A 21291-nucleotide genomic window follows, 5' to 3' on the forward strand; every position below is an offset into this window, starting at 1 on the left:
GAACGAAGCAGGAAAACTGGCTTGTGTCTCGCCTGAGGAAAGGGCGTGAAAAGACGCGTCATTCTTTTTTGAGTCAAGCCCGTCTACAATCTGAAAGGATTCGAAACGAATCCTTTAGGTTTAGTTTGTACGTTCTTTGACGGAAGCGACCTCATATGTCAGAATCTCACTGCCGAGCATCGGCGACTCACCCGCATCACTGTTTGCCGGGCGACTGTGTGATGCTTTAAAATCGTCACTTTCCCGCCATGCTTGGAAACTCTTCATGTCTTCCCAGTACATGTTGACGTTCATCTCATCATGCTCTTCAATATTTTGTGTCAGTAAGACCTCGACGCGGATGAATCCATCCATTGTATCGAGTCCGCTTGGACGTGTAAAACGAGGAGCAAGAGCGGCAGCCATACCTTTTTTAACTTTAATTCGGTTCGTAACGACGATCATCATGAAAACCCCTTTCGAAAAAACGAATGACGTACTTCTTCAGTATAGTACGATGAAGATAAGAATGGCAGAAAGAAGGAATCCAAACGATGAATGAGAAGGAATACGATCAGCAATTACGGATCGAAACCATCGAGAGGCAACACCTGTATGGCGTGTTTAGTCACTACAATCGATATGAACCGACGCCTTACGCAGCGTTAGACGAATTATGCGAAACCTATCTGTTTCGCAGACAGGACACCGTCATTGATTTTGGCTGCGGAAAAGGACGGCTCAATTTTTATCTGCACGATCGTTTTGACTGTTCCGTCATCGGTATCGAGATGAATGGACAATTCTATGAGGATGCACTTCGAAACACGGTGAACTATCAGAGTCGCCGGAAACGACGCTCGGGAAGTTTACGTTTTGAACAGGCGTATGCGGAGCAATACGATATTCCGGACGAGGCGAATATCTTTTACTTCTTTAACCCGTTCTCCTCACAAATTTTCATGAAAGTCATTGATCATATTTTACAGTCGGTGGAACGTACTTCACGTTCGGTCGATCTCATTCTTTATTATCCGACGGATGAATACCGGGATTATCTCGAGCGGCATACTGTGTTTGAGCAAACGGACGAAATCCGCTTGCGGGAACTCTATGAAAAAAATCATGATGAACGATTCGTGATCTATCGTTTTGATCCGAGCGAAAGCTTCCAAAACGGGTATGAAGAAAATAGGAGAAGAATCGAATACTGAGGAGGTCGGATGATGATTCGCTTGGAGCACGTCACGAAGGAATTCGCCCCCGGGCGTGGGATATTCGATGTCAGCTTTACCGTGGAGTCCGGAACGATCTTTGGCTTCATCGGTCCGAATGGATCCGGAAAATCGACGACACTTCGTCATTTGATGGGATTGATGGCTTCGGATGAGGGAAAGGCGACGATTGGTGGTTTTGATTGCTGGAACCAAAGTAAAGAAGTGAAACAGTTGGTCGGCTATCTGCCGGGGGAGATTAGTTTGCCGGGAGATATGACGGGAGCGGATATGCTGCATTTGATGCAACAATTGCATCGTAGCGATCCGGCACGGCAACAACGGCTATTAAAACGTTTCCCATTCGAGACAAAGACGAAGATCCGGAAGATGTCAAAAGGGATGAAACAAAAACTCGCGATTGTCGGTTGTTTCATGAAAGATGCACCCGTCTATTTACTCGACGAACCGACAAGTGGTCTCGATCCGTTGATGCAGGAACGATTTTTAGAATGGCTAGAACTGGAGAAACGCGCAGGTAAAGCGATTCTGATGAGCTCACATCATTTTCCGGAGATGGAAAAGGCGTGCGATCGAGCTGCATTGATCAAGGACGGTCGGATCATCGTCGAAGCCGACATTCATGAACTGGTTCGTTCCAGTCGTAGGGAGTATACCGTTGTCTTTCGAAGTGAGGCGGAGGCCGCGCAGTTCGCTGTGCGGATCGGTGTTGAACCAAAACGGGAGGAAGTCCGTTTTCAGACCGATGAGCGACTGACGTTAAATCAGGTGATTGCTCATTTGACACATTATGATGTCCAACTGATTCGTCCGTCTGCTGATGATCTTGAACAAGTCTTCCTGCATTATTACGGAGAGGGGGAAACGTCGTGATGTTGCTGATCCGTTCGTTGTTTAAACAAGTCGCGAAGCCGGTACTCGCTTATTCCATAGGAACAAGCCTCTATCTTTTGATGCTCGCCGTCCTCTATCCCTCCATGATGAAGACGGGACTACTGGAAGCAAAACTGAAAGCATTACCACCTGAAGTACTCAAAGCCTTCCAATATGACAAGGTGACAGGATTTGATAATGTACTGGACCTGCTCGGTGGGAATTATTACGGATTGATTTTCCAAGTCATCGCAAGTCTATTTTTACTCTCGCTAGCAGCCCGTCTTGTCGCGCGACCCATCGACAATGGAGAATTGATCGTCTATCTGGCGGCACCGATTACACGAAACGACTATACGATAGCAGTCGCAAGCGTCATGGGACTCGCTAGTCTTCTTCTTGTCACGCTGAACGGTCTCGTGTTGATGGTAGCGGATTGGTGGATGAGCGGGATTACAATCGATACTGCGGTATTATGGCGAATTCAATTAAATGCTGCTCTGTTATTATTTGCGATCGGAGCCTTTACATTATTCGTCGCGACCTTGTTCGATGAAGAACGACGTGCGTTTTCACTTGCGGGCAGCGTACTGGTTCTGTCCATCGTCTTGACGATTTTATCCGGGCTGAGTGACCGGACGGAGTGGCTCCGTTATGCTTCCATCTTCAGCCTATTCAATACGACGGAACTCTTGCAGGGCACGACGGATTTTGGGTTACATCTGTCAGGCTTAATCGCGATCACGCTCCTCTTTTTGATGGGAGCATTCATACAATTTCGTCGCCGGAGTTTGTCGATTTGATGTTCGACCTTGACCAAAAGGGGTTAAAAAACTTTACAGAAAGTGAACATTTAGGATTTGAACGTTGCGTCAAGCGCTGATTTTTACTAAGATAAAGGAATGTTGAAGTTCTGGAAAAAGAAATGAGGTCTCTCGAAATGAATAAACCATCCATTTATGGATTAACACTTGATCAGATGACAGAATGGTTATCGAATCAAGGCCACAAACCGTTCCGTGCCAAACAAGTATGGGATTGGCTCTACCGTAAACGTGTCACGACTTTCGCGGAAATGACGAATGTCAACAAGGATTGCCTTGAGTTGTTAGATCAGAGTTTTACGATTGACTCGATGACAGAAGCGGTCAAGCAAGAATCAGCAGACGGAACAATCAAGTTCCTCTTCAAATTATATGATGGTAACTTGATCGAAACCGTTTTGATGCGTCATAAATACGGTCTTTCTGTCTGTGTCACGACACAGGTTGGCTGTAACATCGGCTGTAGCTTCTGTGCAAGTGGTCTCATCAAGAAGAGCCGCGACTTATCAGCAGGCGAAATCGTCGAACAGATCATGAACGTGCAGCATCACCTCGATGCCGTCGGTAACGAAGAACGTGTCAGCCACGTCGTCGTCATGGGTATCGGTGAACCGTTCGATAACTTCGATAACATGGTCGACTTCTTGAACGTCATCAAGGACCACAATGGTCTTGCGATCGGTGCACGTCACATCACGGTTTCAACAAGTGGTTTGGCAGACAAGATCTACAAGTTCGCTGACTTGAAACTCCAAGTCAACCTAGCGATCTCGCTTCACGCACCAAACAACGAATTGCGTACGCAAATCATGAAAATCAACCGGGCGATCCCGCTTGAGAAATTGATGCCAGCGATTGATTATTACGTTCAAACGACGAACCGTAAAATCACGATCGAGTACATCTTGCTTCGTGGCGTCAACGACCAAAAACAACATGCGGTCGAACTCGCGAAATTGTTCGAAGACAAACGTCACCTGACGTATGTCAACTTGATTCCGTACAACCCAGTCGATGAGCACGGTCAATATCAACGTAGTACGTCTGAAGACATCACGACGTTCTATGACACGTTGAAAAAGAACGGCTTGAACTGTGGTGTTCGTCTTGAGCACGGAACAGACATTGATGCTGCGTGTGGTCAATTACGTAGTAAGCAAATCAAAAAAGATAAAGTAGCATCCAAATAATTCGTTGGGCTTCTCATCGTTTCGGTGGGAAGCTTTTTTTACGATAAGAAATGAGGCCATCACATGACACGTACACGATTCAATGATTTTAACTTGAGCACACCGATTCTCGATTCGATCGAGCAACTCGGTTACACGACACCAACCGAAGTCCAGCAATCCGTCATCCCCGTTGTATTATCCGGAAAAGACGTCATCGTCAAATCACGGACAGGGAGCGGAAAGACAGCATCGTTTGCGATTCCGCTTTGTGAACTCGTCGAGTGGGAAGAAAACAAACCGCAAGTCTTAGTTTTGACGCCGACACGTGAACTTGCTTTACAGGTCAAAGAAGACATCATGAACATCGGACGCTATAAGCGAATCAAGGCGACGGCTGTCTTCGGAAAACAACCGTTCCGCGGACAAGTCACAGAACTCAAACAAAAGACGCACGTCGTCGTCGGCACACCGGGACGCGTCCGTGATCATATCGAGCGGGGGACGTTATCGCTTGAGAAAGTCCGTTACATCGTGTTGGACGAAGCGGACGAAATGCTGAACATGGGCTTCCTCGATCAAGTCGACGCGATCTTGTCCGAGTTACCGAAGGAACGGATGACGCTGTTGTTCTCTGCAACTTTCCCAGAAGACATCGCGCAGTTGAGTGACCGTTACATGGAGGCACCAAAACGAATCGAAGCCGGCGAGACCGTTGTCTCAACGATCACGCACAGCTATATTCCGGTGACGGATAAGACGAAGTTCGCGATTTTAAAAGATGTCCTTGTCGCTGAAAATCCGGATCGCTCTATGATTTTCTGTCGGACGAAAGAACATGTCGATTTCGTCGCGAACGGGTTACGCGCACATGACTATCCGGTCGAGGCGATTCACGGTGGGATGGAACAGGACGATCGGCTTGATGCGATGAAAGCGTTCCGTGCTGGGAAGTTCCGGATTCTCGTTGCAACAGACGTCGCGGCACGCGGTATCGATATCGAGAATATCACACACGTCATCCAGTATGATCTCCCCGTCGAACGGGAAAGCTACGTTCACCGGACAGGTCGGACGGGTCGTGCCGGAGCTGCAGGACAAGCAATCAGTCTCGTCACACCGGCAGACGAACGTCGCCTGAAGGAAATCGAGCAGTATCACGGGAAGCTGACTCGTCGCCAAGCACCGACGGAAAAGGACTTGATGCGGACGGCGGATGCGTTCGAAGAGAAAATGGCGACGGAAGATACGCGTTCATCAAAAACGGAACAGCTTGATGCCGACATCATGAAGCTGTTCTTTAACGGCGGAAAGAAAAAGAAACTCCGTGCTGTTGATTTCGTCGGAACGATCGCGAAGATTGAAGGCGTCACAGCAGACGACATCGGGATCATCTCGATTCAGGATACATTGACGTATGTCGACATCCTGAACGGCAAAGGTCCGCTTGTCCTACGGGCAATGAAGACGACGAAGGTCAAAGGGAAACAACTGAAGGTGTATGAAGCGTTCAAGAAGTAAAATAAGTAAAACAGCCGGTCCCTCTCCGTCTAGGAGGAGAAGGACCGGCTGTTTTGCGTCAAGGCATGCCCGAGATGAAGTCCGCTTGCGGCTGCCTGGGCAAGCGAGTGCGTCGCACCGGAACAATCGCCAATCGCATAGACACCGGGACATGTCGTCTCAAACGTCTCGGACGTCTCGAGCATCGGTGCGTAAAACTTGCCATCTAATCCGTAAAGCAACGTATCTTCCGGAAGTTTTGTCTCAAGGAGTTGTTCGAGGCGCTCTAAAAAGCCTGCTAAGACAAGCAGGTCCTCCGCAGGCACTTCCGTGTGCAAATCTCCCGGGGAAGCAGCTAGAGAAGGGACAATGGTGTTACGACTCAATTGATCGTGTGTCGTCGCTCGCGATGCTCGGAAATCACTGAGTCGCTGAACGAGAATGCGATCACCACCTTGGTTGATTCCGCCGATGATGCGTGCGGCATACGCATTCGCTTTCGCTAGCGTCGAAAAATAACGCGGAAGAAACAGCGTGAAGTTCAGATTTGTCGAGCCGTTTACCGTCTCGTGGACATTTTGACCGTCCGGCATGACGAGTCCTTCTTGATATTTGCGGATGATTCGTCCACGCGGATTCATACAATAGGTGACAGCTTGACCATGAGGAGAGTCGTAACCGAGCTTCGTCTCGAATGTCTCCTGTAGCAGCGTTCGAAAGAGGGCTTCATCCGTTTCAATCCGCACCCCGAGATCCAGTCGAGTCCGCTGTGGCGCGACACCAAGCGTAGCTAACTGGTGCAGCGTAAAGTCTGCACCGGAACGACCCGTCGCGAAGACGATTCGTTGACTGACGAAGGTCTCGTCCGCTGTTTTGATCGTAAACGGCTCCGACTTCGTGATCTGCTCGACCGTCGCTTCGAAGCGGGCATCGAGTCGTGACAATAAGGCATCCTCAAACGCTGTGAAGACGGCAGCTGTCCGTGCTGTACCTAGATGACGGACCGTCGTCTCGACTGTGTGGAGACCGGCACGGCGGGCACGAGATGCTACAGTAGGCGAATGAGTAGAATAGGTTTCGATCGTATCTGCACCATATGTACATAAGAGGTTATCGACTTCTTGGAACAGTCGTTGCGTCGTTTCTACGCCGATTTTTGAGACGAGTTCGCCACCGAATCCCGTCGCATAATTAAACTTTCCTTCTGATTTTCCAAGACCCGCGAATCCAAGATACGCATCTTCTGCCGTTCGTTCACGAATCAGTTTTCCGGCATCGATCAATAAGACATGCTGTCCATCTTCAATGAGCTGATGAGCGAGAAAAATTCCCGCTACACCGGCTCCGATAATCGTGACATCATACATCCCTGACGCCTCCTTTTCTCTGAGTATACAAAAAAGCCGGATTCCTGTGAAAGGAATCCGGACCGGCTGATATTGCTTATTTCCATTCTGCGATGTCAGCGATCGGTAGACGAACTGATGGGTATCCTGCGTCCACTGCTTTACCGATTGAAAGCAACATGACTGGAAGATAACGTTCTTTTTCAAGACCGAATGCTTCTGCGATTTGGTCTTTTTCATAACCACCGATTGGGTTTGTATCGTAACCGTGTGCACGAGCAACGAGCATCAATTGCATCGAAACGAGACCAGAGTCGATCAAGATGCTATCACGTAATGTTTCAACGTCTTCTGGACGGTAGAAACCTTTGATGGCTGGTACTTGGCGATCGCGTACTTCTTGTGGCATAAGACCTTTTTCAACAGCCATGTCGTAGATTGTCTCGATGCTGTCGACTGCGTTCATGTCACCGAAGACGGCGATGACAGCAGAAGATGTCTCAACTTGAACTTGGTTGAATTTCGCGAGTGGTGCGAGTGTTGCTTTGCCTTCTTCGCTATCGATGACGAGGAAACGCCATGGTTGCATGTTGACGGAAGATGGAGCAAGTGTTGCTTCTTCAAGGATTTGTGTCATTTCTTCTTTTGAAATTTTTACGTTCGTATCGTAGTTACGGATCGAGCGACGTCCTTTGACGATTTCCATGAAGTCCGTTGTTGTTTGAGTAGTCATAATTATTCAATCTCCCTTGTGTGTTTTCTCTGTTTATAGTGTGAAAAACTTATTTCCAGTCTGCGATGTCTGCGATTGGCAAACGAACAGATGGGTATCCTGCATCAACTGCTTTACCGATTGATAGCAACATAACCGGTACATAACGATCTTTTTCAAGACCGAACGCTTCCGCGATTTGATCTTTTTCGTATCCACCGATTGGGTTTGTATCATAACCGTGCGCACGAGCAACGAGCATCAATTGCATCGAAACGAGACCAGAGTCGATCAAGATGCTGTCTTTCAAATCGTTTGCTGATACACTGCTGTACATCCCTTGGATGGCTGGTACTTGGCGATCGCGAACTTCTTGTGGCATGAGACCTTTTTCAACAGCTGTATCGTAGATGTTCTCCAGTTGATCAACGGCGTTCATATCACCGAAGACGGCGATGACAGCAGAAGATGTTTCGACTTGGACTTGGTTGAATTTCGCGAGTGGTGCAAGTGTTGCTTTGCCTTCTTCGCTATCGATGACGAGGAAACGCCATGGTTGCATGTTGACGGAAGAAGGTGCAAGTGTTGCTTCTTCAAGGATTTGTGTCATTTCTTCTTTTGAGATCTTCACGTCTGTATCGTAGTTACGGATCGAGCGGCGTCCTTTGACGATTTCCATGAAGTCTGTTGTAGTTTGCGTTGCCATATTAAATCGACTCCTCTTTTAGTTTAGGTAATGTGTCGGCGTTCGCTTCGATGCGTTGAATCATCTCAGCTAACGTCCGTTGTTCTTCAGCGGAGAATCCTTCGAGTAAGTTCTCGAGGAACTCGTCTTTTTGTTCACGTAATCGTGCGATGCGCGTCGCTCCTTGTTCCGTCAAGGAAACAAGAATCACCCGATTGTCAGCAACTGAACGCTCACGGGCAATCATCCCGGTTGATTCGAGGTGCTTGAGGTGACGGGTCACTGCCGCATGATCGACATTGACGCGTTTTTGCAGTTCTTTTTGACTGATCGTTTGATCGACTTGCAGTTGAGCGAGCAAATCCATTCGAGTCTGACTGAATCCGTCCGTACAGAGATCGAATTTTTGAGCGATCGTCTTATTGACGGAGACGAGTGCATAGATCAAACGTCCTTTTTCGTTGCAGGAAATACTCAATCCATCACATCCTTCCCTTCGTTCGAAGAAACCTTTGACGTATCAAAGATTGATATGTAAACGAATATAACGTGTTTAATTTGATGACGCAACTTATCTGCTTTCAATATAAAAAAAGATATCATTCACGCGGAATGATATCGATTCAGGCGACTTAGCTGATTTGGCGTTCAGACGCTGGAAGACCTTTTGCGTCAATTGCTGCAATGATCTTCCGAAAATAAAACAACCAAAATTGGAGAAACGGTCCGATTAAGAAAATCGAGAGAATCGTGCCGAAGAAAACAGGACCACCGAGCAACCAGCCGATACCGCATGCCGTAACTTCCATGATTGTCCGCATCAGGCGAATCGAGGTTCCAAAACGCTCTGCAAGCGTCAGCGTCAAGCCATCGCGTGGACCGGCCCCGTATCCGACAGCGACATACAGGCCTGCGCCCATACCGATGATGAAAATCCCGAAAACGAGCCAGAGTGTATTCAACCAGACAGACTCAAAAGAGGGTAAGAGATGAGAACCAAGCACAAGATTCATGAAGACGCCGACAAAGATCGCATTGACGAGTGTTCCGATTTGCGGCGTGACGCGGTCTAACGCATATTTTACGAAAACGAGTAAGAGACCAACGAGCAAAATGATCGTTCCGACAGATAACGGCGTCTTTTTCTGTAAACCGAGATGGAGCACATCCCAGGTCGAGACACCAAGTTCTGCTGTGATCATCATCGATGACCCGAGGGCAAGTAAAAATAAACCGAGGAGGAATAATCCCCATTTTAACGTAGCGCGTAACAACCAGGAAGCGCGATGACGCGTCATGTCTGGCACCTCATTTCTTAAAATAATTGATTCGTTAACTGTATCATGAGAAAAGTGGAAGAAGAAAGACGAAATTTTCCGTTTTTTCCATCCTAAGAAGGAGGGGAAGGAGAAACGGGACCCGTATACTGAAGGAAAAGGAGGGAACAGGATGAAAGCGATCCGACATCTGATTCGTTTTACATACATAGAAGCCGTCTGTTGCGTCTTTCCCGTGATGATTTTCGCGGCGCTCGCGCTTTCGCGTTATCTGCCGACTGAACCGATCGCCCGTTACGACATATTATTGATTTGGTGTATCCTTGTCCAAATCATTTTACTCGCCACGCGGTACGAAACAATGGAGGAATTCAAGCTGATTTTACTCTTTCATGTCATCGGATTAGCACTTGAACTGTTCAAGGTAAATGTCGGATCGTGGAGTTATCCGGAAGAGGCTTGGACGAAAATAGCCGGTGTTCCACTATATGCAGGGTTCATGTACGCTAGTGTCGCAAGCTATGTCTGTCAGGCATTCAGACGATTTCGCCTACGATTTACGGCATTTCCCTCCCCGTGGCTGGCAATTGGTGTCGGCAGTCTCGTCTATCTGAATTTCTTCACGCATCACTGGATCTTTGATGCACGCTGGTTGTTGATGCTCCTCGTCGTCCTCGTCTTCTATAAATCATGGGTTCATTTTACGATTGAGCAGACGACTTACCGGATGCCGATCGTCCTGTCCTTTTTACTGATTGCCTTTTTTATTTGGGTGGCGGAGAATATCGTGACCTTTTTTAAAGGATGGGTCTACCCGCATCAAGAGGGAGGCTGGGCAGTCGTTGATCTTGGTAAATTGTCTTCGTGGTTCCTGCTTGTCATCATCACCGTCCTAATCGTCATCGTCGCAAAACACAAGCGTCAGGATCCTGCTGTGGAAATTAACCAGCGAACCTATGTAAAAAAATAACCTGGTTGTTTTTTTGAACTACTTCCGCGTTTTTCCGTTGCTATAGTGAAAAAAACGCAAAGGAAGTGGTTACAGATGATGCAACAGGTGATCGAACGCGCAACGGAATTGGTACAGATGAAATTAGCGGTCGTGGAGCGGTATGAAGATTGGCAACTCTGGCTTGATGAAGTGAATGGAATCGACGAATGGGTTCAGATGTCAGCGTATTATGCACCACGCAACGTACAGGAGACACCGGTAATTGATGAAGTAGTCGAGGCAGAGCCGAAGCAGATCATCGTGATTCCACCTCAAGTACCGGTCGAGCCCGTACGCAAGCAGCGTTATGCCTATACGTTTCAGCGGGGGTTAAAAGGCGGGTCGTTACTGGAATGGTCCGGCAGTCATATTTCAGAACGAGACGTGCGTGACTGGAATCTCGAGCATGGCATGGAAGTCCGTGTCCGTGTCGAGCGTCAGGATGATCAGAAAACGCTGTGTCGCATCGAAGCTGTCGTTTCGACGGAACGGATGAAAGAGAATCCGGAACGTGTCGTGTTTGAACAAGCAATTGTCAAAGCACACGGAATCATTGAGGAGACGGTTAATGGTCCGCTACAGGATGAAGCGGGAAAACCGTTCTATTATGTTGTACCGGTAGAGGACATGCGTTATTTCCGATTAGAAGCAGGACAACTCGTCGATCTCGTCATGTGGCGGGGACGAAAGGAGAGCTTGACGATTGTCTGGAAACATCAGTTTACGTACGAAAAACCAGTTGTCAACGAACTATCAGATCGTCCGACAAAAGTAAAACAATTAGTAGAGAAGACACCTGTTACAGCGAAAAAGTCAGACCGGTATGCCCGAAAAATGAAACGGCAAACGGTCCCAAAACCTAAAAAAGCACAGCGGCGCATTCGTGTTCAAAAAGAGCGGAAGATCGAACCAATCGTGACGACAGCTGTACCTGGACAATTGATGGATTTCGTCGATAAGACACCGCTTGATTTCACGCGCTTCACAGGTATGCGCCTCGTCATCGTTGGAAATGAGCAACAGACTTCTGTCTATCGCGAATTCTTTGCGCCGACAGGAATCGAATTGATTCATCTCGCAGGAGACGCACAGTCCGCGAAAAAGATTGCTTGTCTCGCTAAAAAGACGGATGCCATCGTCGTCGTTACGAGCCGTGTTTCGCATGCTGCGAGCGCTCATGTCATTGCACAGGCGAAAAAACATGGTATTCCGTTCGCGATGGAACGCCTTGATGGTCGTCGTTCGTTATATACAGCGTGTGAGCGACAACTTGAGCGTGCTTGGTTCAAACAGCAACAAGACGGGAAATTATTGAAAAAAGAGTGAAACATTAGAAGTTTTAAGCCGTAGAGTAAGGTGAGAACTTATTTTTCAAGGAGGACCTTACTCATGTCATCTCAATTAAAAAAAGCGGCAAAGGCATCGCTTAGCGGTCGTTGGGGCTTTGCAGTCCTAGCATTTCTGCTGTTTAGTATCATTCAAGGTGTCCCCAACTTATTTGGATCGGATATCGATGAGCCGTCAAATAGCATGGACCTCGTCGTCTCATTGGTGTCGATTTTACTGATTCCAGTAGGAGTCGGTTGGACATGGATTGCTATGTCGATTGCTCGTGGCGAAGAAACAAAAGTGACAGGTTTATTTGAGCCATACGGAATGTTCCTGAAAGTAGTTGGTCTTTCCATCGTTCAATTCATCTTCATCGCGCTCTGGACATTGCTCTTGATCATTCCAGGGATCATCAAGTCGTTCTCTTACCTGTTGACGTTCTATATCCTTCGAGATGAGCCGTCGATTGGCATTCTTGAAGCCATCACACGTTCACGTCAACTGATGGATGGTCATAAGATGGAAGCTTTTCTGCTCTTCCTATCGTTCATTGGGTGGGCGTTGCTTGTAATCGTCACGCTTGGTCTTGCTATCCTGTGGGTTGGACCATACTTCAGCGTCACGCTTGCGAAATTCTACGATCGTGTCCGTGGGGAACAGTCACCAGAACCGACATCGGATTTCGTCGCACCATACTAATATTTCATCCCGACACTATGTCGGGATTTTTTTGTTTGGAATAATTCCGATGGGAAAAGACGGTTTAATGGTTGCTTTAGTTCAGTGAATTCTGTACGATGAATGCAACACATCTTATCTAGAGAAGTCGAGGGACTGGCCCGAAGACACTTCAGCAACCCCGCCATGGCGGAAGGTGCTACTTCCAGGAAGGGATACCTTCTGAAGATAAGAGCGGACAGGACAGGATACCGTCGCTCTTTTCGAACTTCGAAAAGAGCGTTTTTTATGTTAAGGGGGATGATGGAGTGGAGTATGGTTTTTGGTTACCAATTTTTGGGTGGTGGTTGCGTAACGTCGAGGATGAACAGATGCCGGCGACATTCGATTATGTCAAACACGTCGCCCAAACAGCAGAACGGATCGGCTTCTCAACGACGTTGATCGCGGAATTGAACTTGAATGATATCAAAGGCATCAAGGAACCAAGTCTTGAGGCATGGACGACGGCAGCGGCGATCGCCGCAACGACGGAACGCCTTGAGATCATGACGGCGGTTCGTCCCGGTTTCCATAATCCGGCGACGACGGCGAAAATGGCAACGAACATCGATCAATTAAGCGGGGGACGCTTCACGCTGAACGTCGTCTCAGCTTGGTGGGCGGAGGAAGCTAAACAATACAATGGGATTTTTACGGCACACGATGAACGTTATGCTCGGACGGAAGAGTTCGTCACGGTCATGAAAGGATTATGGGCAGATGCGTCACCGTATAGTTTTTCCGGTCATCACTACACGATCGAGCAGGCGGAACTTCATCCGAAGCCGGTCCAGCGTCCGGGAATCAAGCTCTATGCCGGTGGAGAGAGTGAAGCCGGAAAACGGACGATCGTCGAACACTGTGACGCTTACGTCATGCATGGGGGAACGGTTGAAGAAGTCGCTCATAAAATCAATGATATGAAAGTACGCCGGGAAGCGACGGGGAAATCACCACTTGAGAGCTTCGGTCTTGCCGCTTATATCATTTGCCGGGATACGGAAGAAGAAGCGTTGCTTGAGTGGCAACGCATCACGGACGTCAAAGAAGATAGCGCCGGCTATGCCGGTTATCAGGATTTCATCAGTAAATCACAACTCGAACAACAGGTGGAGCGAAACGATTATTCCGTCTCGAACCGCGGTCTACGACCGAACCTGATCGGGACACCGGAACAGATTGCGAAGCGGATTCTGGCGTTCGAAGCCGTTGGTGTGACGTTACTCTTATTACAATTCTCACCACAACTCGAAGAAATGGAACGCTTTGCCCGTGACGTAATGCCGTTGGTTGAAGCGAAACGAAAGGTAGGTCAACAATCATGACAAAAATTCATATTCTCCACGAAAACCAGGAATGGACGGACCATCTCATTAAACGTCTCGAGGAACTCGAATTACCGTACGAACAGTGGCATCTGGATGAGGGGATTGTTCCGCTCGATCAAGTACCACCAGAAGGCGTCTTTTACAGCCGGATGAGTGCCTCTTCGCATACACGTGGTCACCGTTATGCACCGGAGTTGACGGAAGGCGTCCTTGCTTGGTTAGAAGAGCATGACCGGACCGTCTTTAACGGAACGCGTGCGCTCCGCCTTGAGGTCAGCAAAGTCAATCAGTATACAGCACTACGTAAGGAAGGCATCCGTGTACCGAAGACAACGGCTGCTGTTGGACGTGATCAAATCGTACAAGCTGCAAAAGAAATCGGAGTATCGTCGTTCATTACGAAACATAACCGTGCCGGCAAAGGACTTGGGGTGCAGCTGTTCCACTCGATTGAAGCACTCGAAGCTTATCTCGACGGTCCGACATTTGACGAACCAGTCGACGGCATCACACTGATTCAAGAATATATCCAGGCGCCGGAACCGTATATCACACGCTGTGAGTTCGTAGGCGGAAAATTTGTCTATGCGGTCCGAGTCGATACGTCGGAAGGATTCGAGCTTTGCCCGGCCGATGCCTGTGTGATCGACGACTTGTTCTGCCCGGTTGGCGAAGAGGCACCGCAAACACCGATGAAGTTCCAAATCGTTGAAGGCTTCAATGATCCGATCATCGAAAAGTACGAAGCATTCCTCCAAGCGAATCAGATTGCGGTCGCCGGGATTGAGTTCATTAAGGATGCGTCAGGTACGATCTATACGTATGACGTCAATACGAATACGAACTACAACTCGGACGCTGAAGCAGCTGCCGGACGCTACGGTATGCTCGAGCTGGCAAAGTTCCTCGGAGCAGCTCTTGAAACAAGCACAGTAAAATAAGAATCGGCTCCCGCCCTGTCACCGGACGTTACAAGACCGGATGACAGGGTATTTGTATAGAAAAAGGAGGCAGATGTATGATCACGTGGAGAGAAGAACGGCAGCTTGATATCCCGATCGAAGAAGCATGGCATCTGTTTGATCACACAAGGCTGCAACGCTTGATTCCGAATGTCGTCCAACACGAAGTGATTGAGCGAAAGCCGGGTGTCGTCGGCTCGACGTATCGTCAAACGTATATGCAGGGAAATCGGCTTGAAACATATATCGTGACCGATTTAGCCTATACGAATGAACCCGACTTCAAACAGAATACGATTGGATTCACGTTGGCACGCATCTTCAAGATCGAGATGACCTTTACGCTCAAACCACTCGGACACGATCGTTGTCTGTTGATCTATACCGGAAAAAGCGAGGGAGCCAATTTTGTCGGGAAGAGTTTATTATCACTCGGAGGAGAACGGGAAAATGAAAAAATCGTTCACGGTCTGTTACAACGTGTTGAAGAAGAGGCAGCGAAACAAAAGAAGAATACATGAAAACACGGATTCCCGCGTGCGGGAGTCCGTGTTTTTGTATCTTATCGATGCGTATACGATTTATGACTGCTTGGTAATCCGGACAGGTAGCCGACACCACCTGTTTTTTGAATGCCGATACCGTCTTTCATCGCTTGTTCAAGCGCTTTGGGGTCGACAGCTGTGATCTGTTTGTCCATCAATGACTCACCTGGGTGCTGATAGTTACTTAGAAGGTAGCTATACTTCCCAACATGATCGAGTGAACGAAGACCAGTTGCTTCCGCTCCGACTGGAACCGAAAGGATACGTGATAATTTTTTCGTCTTCAGATTATAAGCCCAAACGAAGTTGTTCGTGTGCAGTGAGCTGTCTTCGCCGATGAAGAGCGTATCGGATGTCGCGGAATAAGCGAGGTTATCCGGGTTCGCGACGAGATCGGGATTCGCCGTGTTGCCATAAGCATCGGGCTTCGCTAAATCTTCACCGATGACGAGTGCCTGCATGTTCGTCGGAACATAACGGCTGTTGATGCCTTTAGCACGACCGAAATCGATTTCGAATGTTACGCCAGACTCGCGTTTTTCAAACTGGATATCATCCTGGACCGCGCCTTCCTGTTTTTCGGTACTTCCCGATAGATAAGAGAGGGCGATATAGGCTTTTTTATCCTTTTCGTTGACTGTGATGCCTTCCATCTTGTTGAACTCCGACGTTGCTCCAAGTAACGCACCGTAACGACGTGATTCGAGGAAGGCAGCTTCTTTTTCCTTACCAGCTTTGAGCTTCAAGTATTCGACCTTTTTGCTAGCCGCTGTTTTGACCGCTTTAAAGCCCGGTGTCGGCGCATCTGCTGTCTCGAAGATGTCGCTGAATTTCGTTCCTTTATCAATCAAACGTTTGACTTCCTTATCGGAAGCGTGTCCGAGTTTGATCCACTCGAGATCACCGGCACCGCCTTCGGTTGCCCGAGTCTGATGGAATTTCGCAGCATAGAGTGTTCCTTTTGAAAAATCACGCTTTTTGTCTGCGACGTACATGAACATCATCGTGTTGTTCCCGTCGTCACCGAAGATTGCTGTCTTTTGATCCGGCAGAATCTGCATCATCTCGTGCGAGAAACGACCTGTGCTGTAGTGTTTGACCGCTGTTGCGTTTCCTTTACGGTCAACCGAGATTTCCGGTGTGAAGCCGTAGAAGTACGGATTTGCTTTTTCAGTCGTACCGAAGTAACGCTCAGCGAAGGCGTTGACATCTTTGTAAGCAGACGAGTTAGGATCTGATTCGAACGCACGCGCATCCGGTTCATATTCCTCTGATCCGAGGTGTGTTCCCCATGGCGTCGTTGAACCGTTACATGGTGTCCAGAGTCCATTGACGTTCTTAAAGTCAATCTTGCTTGCTTTTTTAACGGCAAGTCTCCCCGTTTTTTTGTCCTGTGTCACTTCGGTTAATGTCATCGATGCCGGAAGTCCTTTGACTTCGTTTCCGGCGTTGTCGATTGAATCATACTCGAAATGAGACACCATATATTTTTTTCCGTGGACTTCAAGCAGACTGTTTGAGTCGGGTGCGTCCGAGACGAAGGCTTCCGGTTTGTCCGGAATACTCCGGTCGATGATCGGATTGCCTTTGGCATCGATTGGAGTTCCCGCTGCAATCATGTCGCCCTTGTTTTCGACGATTTTATCTTGCGAGAGGAACAATTGATTGTAGTTTAACGGTTTGACTTCTGTCTTACCGTTCGTATACGTCACTTTGACTTTTGCTTCTGTATAAGTTTTGACCATCTGGTCAATTTTTGTCGGTGCATCCATCGATAAAAATTCGACCTTCTTGATGTTGCGTGTACTGTGAGAAGAGCTGTGGGCATCCGCGAACATCGGGACCATACTTGATGACAAGACCGCTGCTGATAGACCAACCATGAGTGTTCGTTTCATTTTCGTTTCCCCCAAATGAGTTTGTGTTGTTGCTACATTTCCATTTAATCAGTCGATTATGTAGAGGGTGTAAAGAAACCTGGTCAGTTGTATCTCACTTCATTCATATTCCCTTTACAGTAGTGAGAGCAAACGGGAAATCTGGGGATCGTCTTGCAGAGTGTTCAATGATTGAAACTGAACGGATCGTAATTCTTGTTGTTCCGGTGAGAGTTCGGGATCGATGCCGAGTCGAAGTGCCGGACTAGTTGCAGTACGGCGGACAAGAAAACACGTTTCCGTTCCGTGATGGATTGAAATCTCATAGAGTTGTCGTTCGACCGTGACATGCAGGTGCGTCTCTTCTAACACTTCACGCATGACGGCTTGTTCTTTTGTTTCATTGCTCTCGACACCACCACCCGGTAACGTCCAAAATGTCCGGGATGGGGTATGTAACTCGACCATCAATATCTGTTCCTCTTCGATCAACGCAGCACATACGCGATGACGCATGACTCATTCCTCCTTTAAAGTGTTCAAAAAAGAGACCGAAACGACAGTTCCGGTCTCTTTTGACATCATTGTGCGTATAACGCTGTTAATTGCTGTTGAATCGTATCATTGTTCAAGTACTCATCGTATGTCGTTTCTTTATCGACGATACCGTTCGGCGTCAACTCGATGATCCGGTTCGCAATCGTTTCGACGAACTGATGGTCATGCGAGCTGAAGAGCATTGCGCCTTTGTAAGCAATTAAGCCATCGTTGAGTGCTGTGATCGATTCGAGATCCAAGTGGTTCGTCGGATCGTCGAGGACGAGGACATTAGCACCACTGAGCATCGCTTTTGAAAGCATACAACGGACTTTCTCGCCCCCGGATAAGACAGAGGCTTTCTTCATGACTTCTTCACCTGAGAAGAGCATCCGACCGAGGAATCCACGGAGGAACGTATCGCTCTCATCTGCCGGTGAATACTGACGGAGCCAATCGAGGATCGTCTTATCCGAGCCTTCGAAGAATTCCGAGTTATCTTTTGGCAAGTAGGACTGCGAAGTCGTGACGCCCCATTTGAACGTACCGCTGTCCGGTTCCATCTCACCCATGAGGATTTTGAACAGTGTCGTGATCGCGATATCGCTCTGGCTGATGAACGCGACTTTATCTGTCTTGTTCAATGAGAAGCGGACGTTATCGAGGACTTTGACACCGTCGATCGTTTTCGAAATACCATCGACCATCAAAAGGTCATTTCCGATTTCACGTTCCGGTGTGAAACCGACGAATGGATAACGGCGTGACGATGGACGAATGTCATCGAGTGTGATTTTATCAAGCAACTTCTTCCGCGACGTCGCTTGTTTCGCTTTCGAAGCGTTCGAGCTGAAACGCGCGATGAAGGCTTGCAGTTCTTTAATTTTCTCTTCTTTTTTCTTATTTTGATCACTTGCCATACGCGAAGCAAGCTGACTTGATTCGTACCAGAAATCGTAGTTTCCGATATACAATTGAATCTTACCGTAATCAAGATCCGCCATGTGCGTGCAGACGTTGTTCAAGAAGTGACGGTCGTGGGAAATGACGATGACCGTGTTCTCGAATCCGATTAAGAATTCTTCGAGCCATTTGACGGCCTTCAAATCAAGTCCGTTCGTCGGCTCATCCAGTAAGAGAATGTCCGGTTTACCGAATAACGCTTGGGCAAGTAAAACTTTGACCTTTTCCGATCCTGTCAGCTCAGCCATCGTCTTCGAGTGAAGGGCTTCCTTGATGCCGAGTCCTTGAAGAAGCATGGCAGCTTCCGACTCCGCTTCCCAACCGTTCATTTCAGCGAATTCACCTTCGAGTTCAGCAGCACGCATGCCGTCCTCATCCGAGAAATCTTCTTTCATATAGATAGCATCTTTTTCTTTCATGACTTCATACAGACGTTTGTGTCCCATCATGACCGTTTCGATGACTTGGAATTCTTCGTATTCGTAATGGTTCTGGCGAAGGACGCCTAAGCGTTCGCCTGGTGTGATGATGACGTCGCCTTGTTGCGCCTCGATGTCACCCGCGAGAATTTTCAGGAACGTTGACTTACCGGCGCCGTTCGCACCGATCAGACCATAACAGTTACCTGGCGTGAACTTGATGTTGACGTCTTCGAATAATTTACGGTCCGCAAAGCGAAGACCGACGTTTTGTACTGTAATCATATAGAGATGAACCCTCGTTTCTAGTAAGTGATGTGCTCATTCGAGTGTACCACAAATCGTGATCTGTCGTAGAGCAGGCAAAGTTCCCTCCATATTAGGACAGAAATTAAAAATAAGCAACCGGACATTTAAAAGAATGAAACATTTTCCAGATGAATGCGTAGAAGAAAGTAAGGAATTCGCTAGAGGAGGGGTTAGATGGCTATCTTTTTCACATTATTGTTTTTCGCCCTCATCGTTTTGTTTGGCATGGAACTCTATCGCTATATCCAAGAAAAAATCGATAAAGGAGATTCAGAATGAGAGAAATCAAACCGAAGAAAAAAATTCGCCCATCGATGATCATCGCTGGTGTGCTCGTATTAGCACTGCTTGCTACAACACCGTTCATCGTCGAACAAATCGAACCGGGGCAAGTTGGTGTCGTCTATACACCGTCAAGTGGTGTCAAAGACGAGACGCTTTCGCAAGGCTGGCATGTTGTTTCACCCATCACACGAGTGACAGAGTATCCGATCCGGACACAGACAAAAGCGCTTGAAAACATGACGCTTGCAACCAAAGACGGAAAGAACATCGTCGTCGACTTTACATACAGCTTCTCCGTCTCGCCGGATAAGGTGACGAAAGTCTTCAACAAGTTCGGACCAATCGAAATCGACGAGATTGCAAAAGGTTATCTGAAGCAACGTCTTTATGATGCATCGCGTGAACAAATCTCGAAAGTCACTGTCCTTGAACTGTTCGGTGAAAAATCAGGAAATGTCTCGACGAGCATTCAGACGCAGTTCGCAGAAGACGTCAAGGATATCGGTTTCATCATCGAAGATGTTGCGCTCGGTGCGCCGAAGCCGGATGCGAAGACACAGGAAGCAATCGATGCGCGGGTCAAAGCGTCGCAGGAACTCGATAAAAAGAAAACCGATCTTGAAATTGCAAAAGCAGAAGCAGAGCGTCTTCGCGTAGAAGCAAAAGGAGCAGCGGATGCGCGTTTGATTGAAGCACAGGGATTAGCAAAGGCACAGAAAGAACTACAAAAGACGTTGACGAAAGAAATGATACAATACGAAGCGGTTAAGAAGTGGGACGGCAAATCCCCTCTCGTTAGTGGATCAGGTAGCATGGTACAACTTCCGATTCCAGACAGTACGACAGAAGAAAAGAATTAAAATACGATGTGCTTGGAGACAAGCACATTTTTATTTTGTAATAATAATTAAGAGGTATTAATCCTTCATTGATATTAAATTTTAATATATCAATAAAAAAGGATGAATTATGTATCTTTTAAATTCCAATTTAATGGTTTAAATCCCTTATTTAGAAGGTAGATAAACGTTAAATGAGAAATAGGTCAATCGATTCAGGTCTAAAGAGTAGGAGGGTTGCTATTGTATCGAAATCGCTCACCGAATCTTTTTATCATCTTGATGATTGTACTCGCGACAAGTTTTCCGGTTCCGCACAGTCATGCGATTGAGGAACTCGAAATTCCCACCCCTTTGACGTCATCGTTTTGTGAAGAGACGTTAAATGACCCAAAGAAAAAGGACTTGTTGGAAACAGAAGAACACGAACGATGTAAAGAACTCTTGGAAACAGAGCTAAAACTGCCAACTGATCCCCCGACACCTGAGACACCTCGAGCTGATAGTGAAGATCCCCCGACACCTGAGACACCTCGAGCTGATAGTGAAGATCCCCCGACACCTGAGACACCTCGAGCTGATAGTGA

Annotated in this window: 22 protein-coding genes and 1 riboswitch; of the genes, 13 read left to right on the plus strand and 9 right to left on the minus strand. The window is 47.6% G+C overall.

Annotated elements, in window-relative coordinates:
* Positions 1-120: 120 nt before the first annotated feature.
* The gene (locus ACRPK8_RS15065) at positions 121-444 is read right to left on the minus strand and encodes a heme oxygenase (RefSeq protein WP_432238885.1); all 324 of its coding nucleotides are present in this window, start codon (positions 442-444) and stop codon (positions 121-123) included.
* Between the two features lie 89 nt (positions 445-533).
* Here ACRPK8_RS15065 and ACRPK8_RS15070 point away from each other — a divergent pair, with 89 nt between their 5' ends.
* The 5 genes from ACRPK8_RS15070 to ACRPK8_RS15090 all read left to right on the plus strand — a co-directional run bounded on the left by ACRPK8_RS15070 (position 534) and on the right by ACRPK8_RS15090 (position 5601).
* Positions 534-1193: an SAM-dependent methyltransferase gene (locus tag ACRPK8_RS15070; RefSeq protein ID WP_432238886.1), complete on the plus strand. Its 660-nt coding sequence runs from the start codon at positions 534-536 to the stop codon at positions 1191-1193.
* A 12-nt stretch (positions 1194-1205) separates the two neighbouring features.
* Positions 1206-2087 (plus strand): ABC transporter ATP-binding protein, encoded by an 882-nt coding sequence (locus tag ACRPK8_RS15075; RefSeq protein WP_432238887.1) that lies wholly within the window; start codon positions 1206-1208, stop codon positions 2085-2087.
* Complete coding sequence (locus tag ACRPK8_RS15080; RefSeq protein WP_432238904.1) at positions 2087-2890, plus strand: ABC transporter permease subunit; 804 nt, start codon at positions 2087-2089, stop codon at positions 2888-2890. Before ACRPK8_RS15075 ends, ACRPK8_RS15080 begins: the two co-directional genes overlap by 1 nt.
* A gap of 137 nt (positions 2891-3027) precedes the next feature.
* Positions 3028-4101 carry a 23S rRNA (adenine(2503)-C(2))-methyltransferase RlmN gene (gene rlmN / locus ACRPK8_RS15085; protein ID WP_432238888.1) on the plus strand — a complete coding sequence of 358 codons (1074 nt, stop codon included), beginning with the start codon at positions 3028-3030 and terminating at the stop codon, positions 4099-4101.
* Between the two features lie 63 nt (positions 4102-4164).
* Complete coding sequence (locus ACRPK8_RS15090) at positions 4165-5601, plus strand: DEAD/DEAH box helicase (RefSeq protein ID WP_432238889.1); 1437 nt, start codon at positions 4165-4167, stop codon at positions 5599-5601.
* Between the two features lie 29 nt (positions 5602-5630).
* On the opposite strand, the gene ACRPK8_RS15095 is transcribed toward ACRPK8_RS15090, so the two are convergent.
* The 5 genes from ACRPK8_RS15095 to ACRPK8_RS15115 form a co-directional block, all read right to left on the minus strand.
* Complete coding sequence (locus ACRPK8_RS15095) at positions 5631-6947, minus strand: NAD(P)/FAD-dependent oxidoreductase (RefSeq protein ID WP_432238890.1); 1317 nt, start codon at positions 6945-6947, stop codon at positions 5631-5633.
* Between the two features lie 76 nt (positions 6948-7023).
* Entirely contained in the window at positions 7024-7659 is a 636-nt protein-coding gene (locus ACRPK8_RS15100) for a nitroreductase family protein (protein WP_023469790.1), read from the minus strand.
* A 49-nt stretch (positions 7660-7708) separates the two neighbouring features.
* Complete coding sequence (locus tag ACRPK8_RS15105) at positions 7709-8344, minus strand: nitroreductase family protein (protein ID WP_432238891.1); 636 nt, start codon at positions 8342-8344, stop codon at positions 7709-7711.
* A gap of 1 nt (position 8345) precedes the next feature.
* Positions 8346-8801, minus strand: a complete 456-nt coding sequence (locus tag ACRPK8_RS15110) for a MarR family winged helix-turn-helix transcriptional regulator (RefSeq protein WP_268022204.1) — start codon at positions 8799-8801, stop codon at positions 8346-8348.
* Positions 8802-8955: 154 nt separating this feature from the next.
* The gene (locus tag ACRPK8_RS15115; RefSeq protein ID WP_432238892.1) at positions 8956-9621 is read right to left on the minus strand and encodes a YczE/YyaS/YitT family protein; all 666 of its coding nucleotides are present in this window, start codon (positions 9619-9621) and stop codon (positions 8956-8958) included.
* A gap of 151 nt (positions 9622-9772) precedes the next feature.
* Here ACRPK8_RS15115 and ACRPK8_RS15120 point away from each other — a divergent pair, with 151 nt between their 5' ends.
* From ACRPK8_RS15120 to ACRPK8_RS15145, 6 genes are all read left to right on the plus strand, one after another.
* Positions 9773-10570 carry a DUF817 domain-containing protein gene (locus ACRPK8_RS15120; RefSeq protein ID WP_432238893.1) on the plus strand — a complete coding sequence of 266 codons (798 nt, stop codon included), beginning with the start codon at positions 9773-9775 and terminating at the stop codon, positions 10568-10570.
* A 75-nt stretch (positions 10571-10645) separates the two neighbouring features.
* Positions 10646-11917: a DUF2325 domain-containing protein gene (locus ACRPK8_RS15125; protein ID WP_432238894.1), complete on the plus strand. Its 1272-nt coding sequence runs from the start codon at positions 10646-10648 to the stop codon at positions 11915-11917.
* A 63-nt stretch (positions 11918-11980) separates the two neighbouring features.
* The gene (locus ACRPK8_RS15130; RefSeq protein WP_432238895.1) at positions 11981-12619 is read left to right on the plus strand and encodes a DUF975 family protein; all 639 of its coding nucleotides are present in this window, start codon (positions 11981-11983) and stop codon (positions 12617-12619) included.
* Between the two features lie 111 nt (positions 12620-12730).
* A riboswitch (SAM riboswitch) is annotated at positions 12731-12833 on the plus strand.
* A gap of 73 nt (positions 12834-12906) precedes the next feature.
* Positions 12907-13965, plus strand: a complete 1059-nt coding sequence (locus ACRPK8_RS15135) for an LLM class flavin-dependent oxidoreductase (protein WP_432238896.1) — start codon at positions 12907-12909, stop codon at positions 13963-13965.
* Positions 13962-14909, plus strand: coding sequence for an ATP-grasp domain-containing protein (locus tag ACRPK8_RS15140; RefSeq protein ID WP_432238897.1), 948 nt, complete (start codon positions 13962-13964; stop codon positions 14907-14909). Before ACRPK8_RS15135 ends, ACRPK8_RS15140 begins: the two co-directional genes overlap by 4 nt.
* Before the next feature lie 77 nt (positions 14910-14986).
* Entirely contained in the window at positions 14987-15451 is a 465-nt protein-coding gene (locus ACRPK8_RS15145; RefSeq protein WP_432238898.1) for a hypothetical protein, read from the plus strand.
* A 41-nt stretch (positions 15452-15492) separates the two neighbouring features.
* Here ACRPK8_RS15145 and ACRPK8_RS15150 read toward each other — a convergent pair whose 3' ends face one another.
* The 3 genes from ACRPK8_RS15150 to ACRPK8_RS15160 form a co-directional block, all read right to left on the minus strand.
* Entirely contained in the window at positions 15493-17373 is a 1881-nt protein-coding gene (locus ACRPK8_RS15150) for a PhoX family protein (protein WP_432238899.1), read from the minus strand.
* 114 nt (positions 17374-17487) lie between these two features.
* A complete protein-coding gene (locus ACRPK8_RS15155) occupies positions 17488-17868 on the minus strand; it encodes an NUDIX domain-containing protein (RefSeq protein ID WP_432238900.1) in 381 nt (126 codons plus the stop codon).
* A 65-nt stretch (positions 17869-17933) separates the two neighbouring features.
* Entirely contained in the window at positions 17934-19556 is a 1623-nt protein-coding gene (locus tag ACRPK8_RS15160; RefSeq protein WP_432238901.1) for an ABC-F family ATP-binding cassette domain-containing protein, read from the minus strand.
* 299 nt (positions 19557-19855) lie between these two features.
* On the opposite strand from ACRPK8_RS15160, the gene ACRPK8_RS15165 reads away from it, so the two are divergent.
* The gene (locus ACRPK8_RS15165) at positions 19856-20725 is read left to right on the plus strand and encodes a prohibitin family protein (protein ID WP_432238902.1); all 870 of its coding nucleotides are present in this window, start codon (positions 19856-19858) and stop codon (positions 20723-20725) included.
* A gap of 222 nt (positions 20726-20947) precedes the next feature.
* The coding region (locus tag ACRPK8_RS15170) for a hypothetical protein (protein ID WP_432238903.1) at positions 20948-21291 on the plus strand (344 nt) is incomplete at its 3' end.

It is taken from the genome of Exiguobacterium sp. TDN 0502, assembly GCF_050846835.1.
Lineage (GTDB): Bacteria > Bacillota > Bacilli > Exiguobacteriales > Exiguobacteriaceae > Exiguobacterium_A.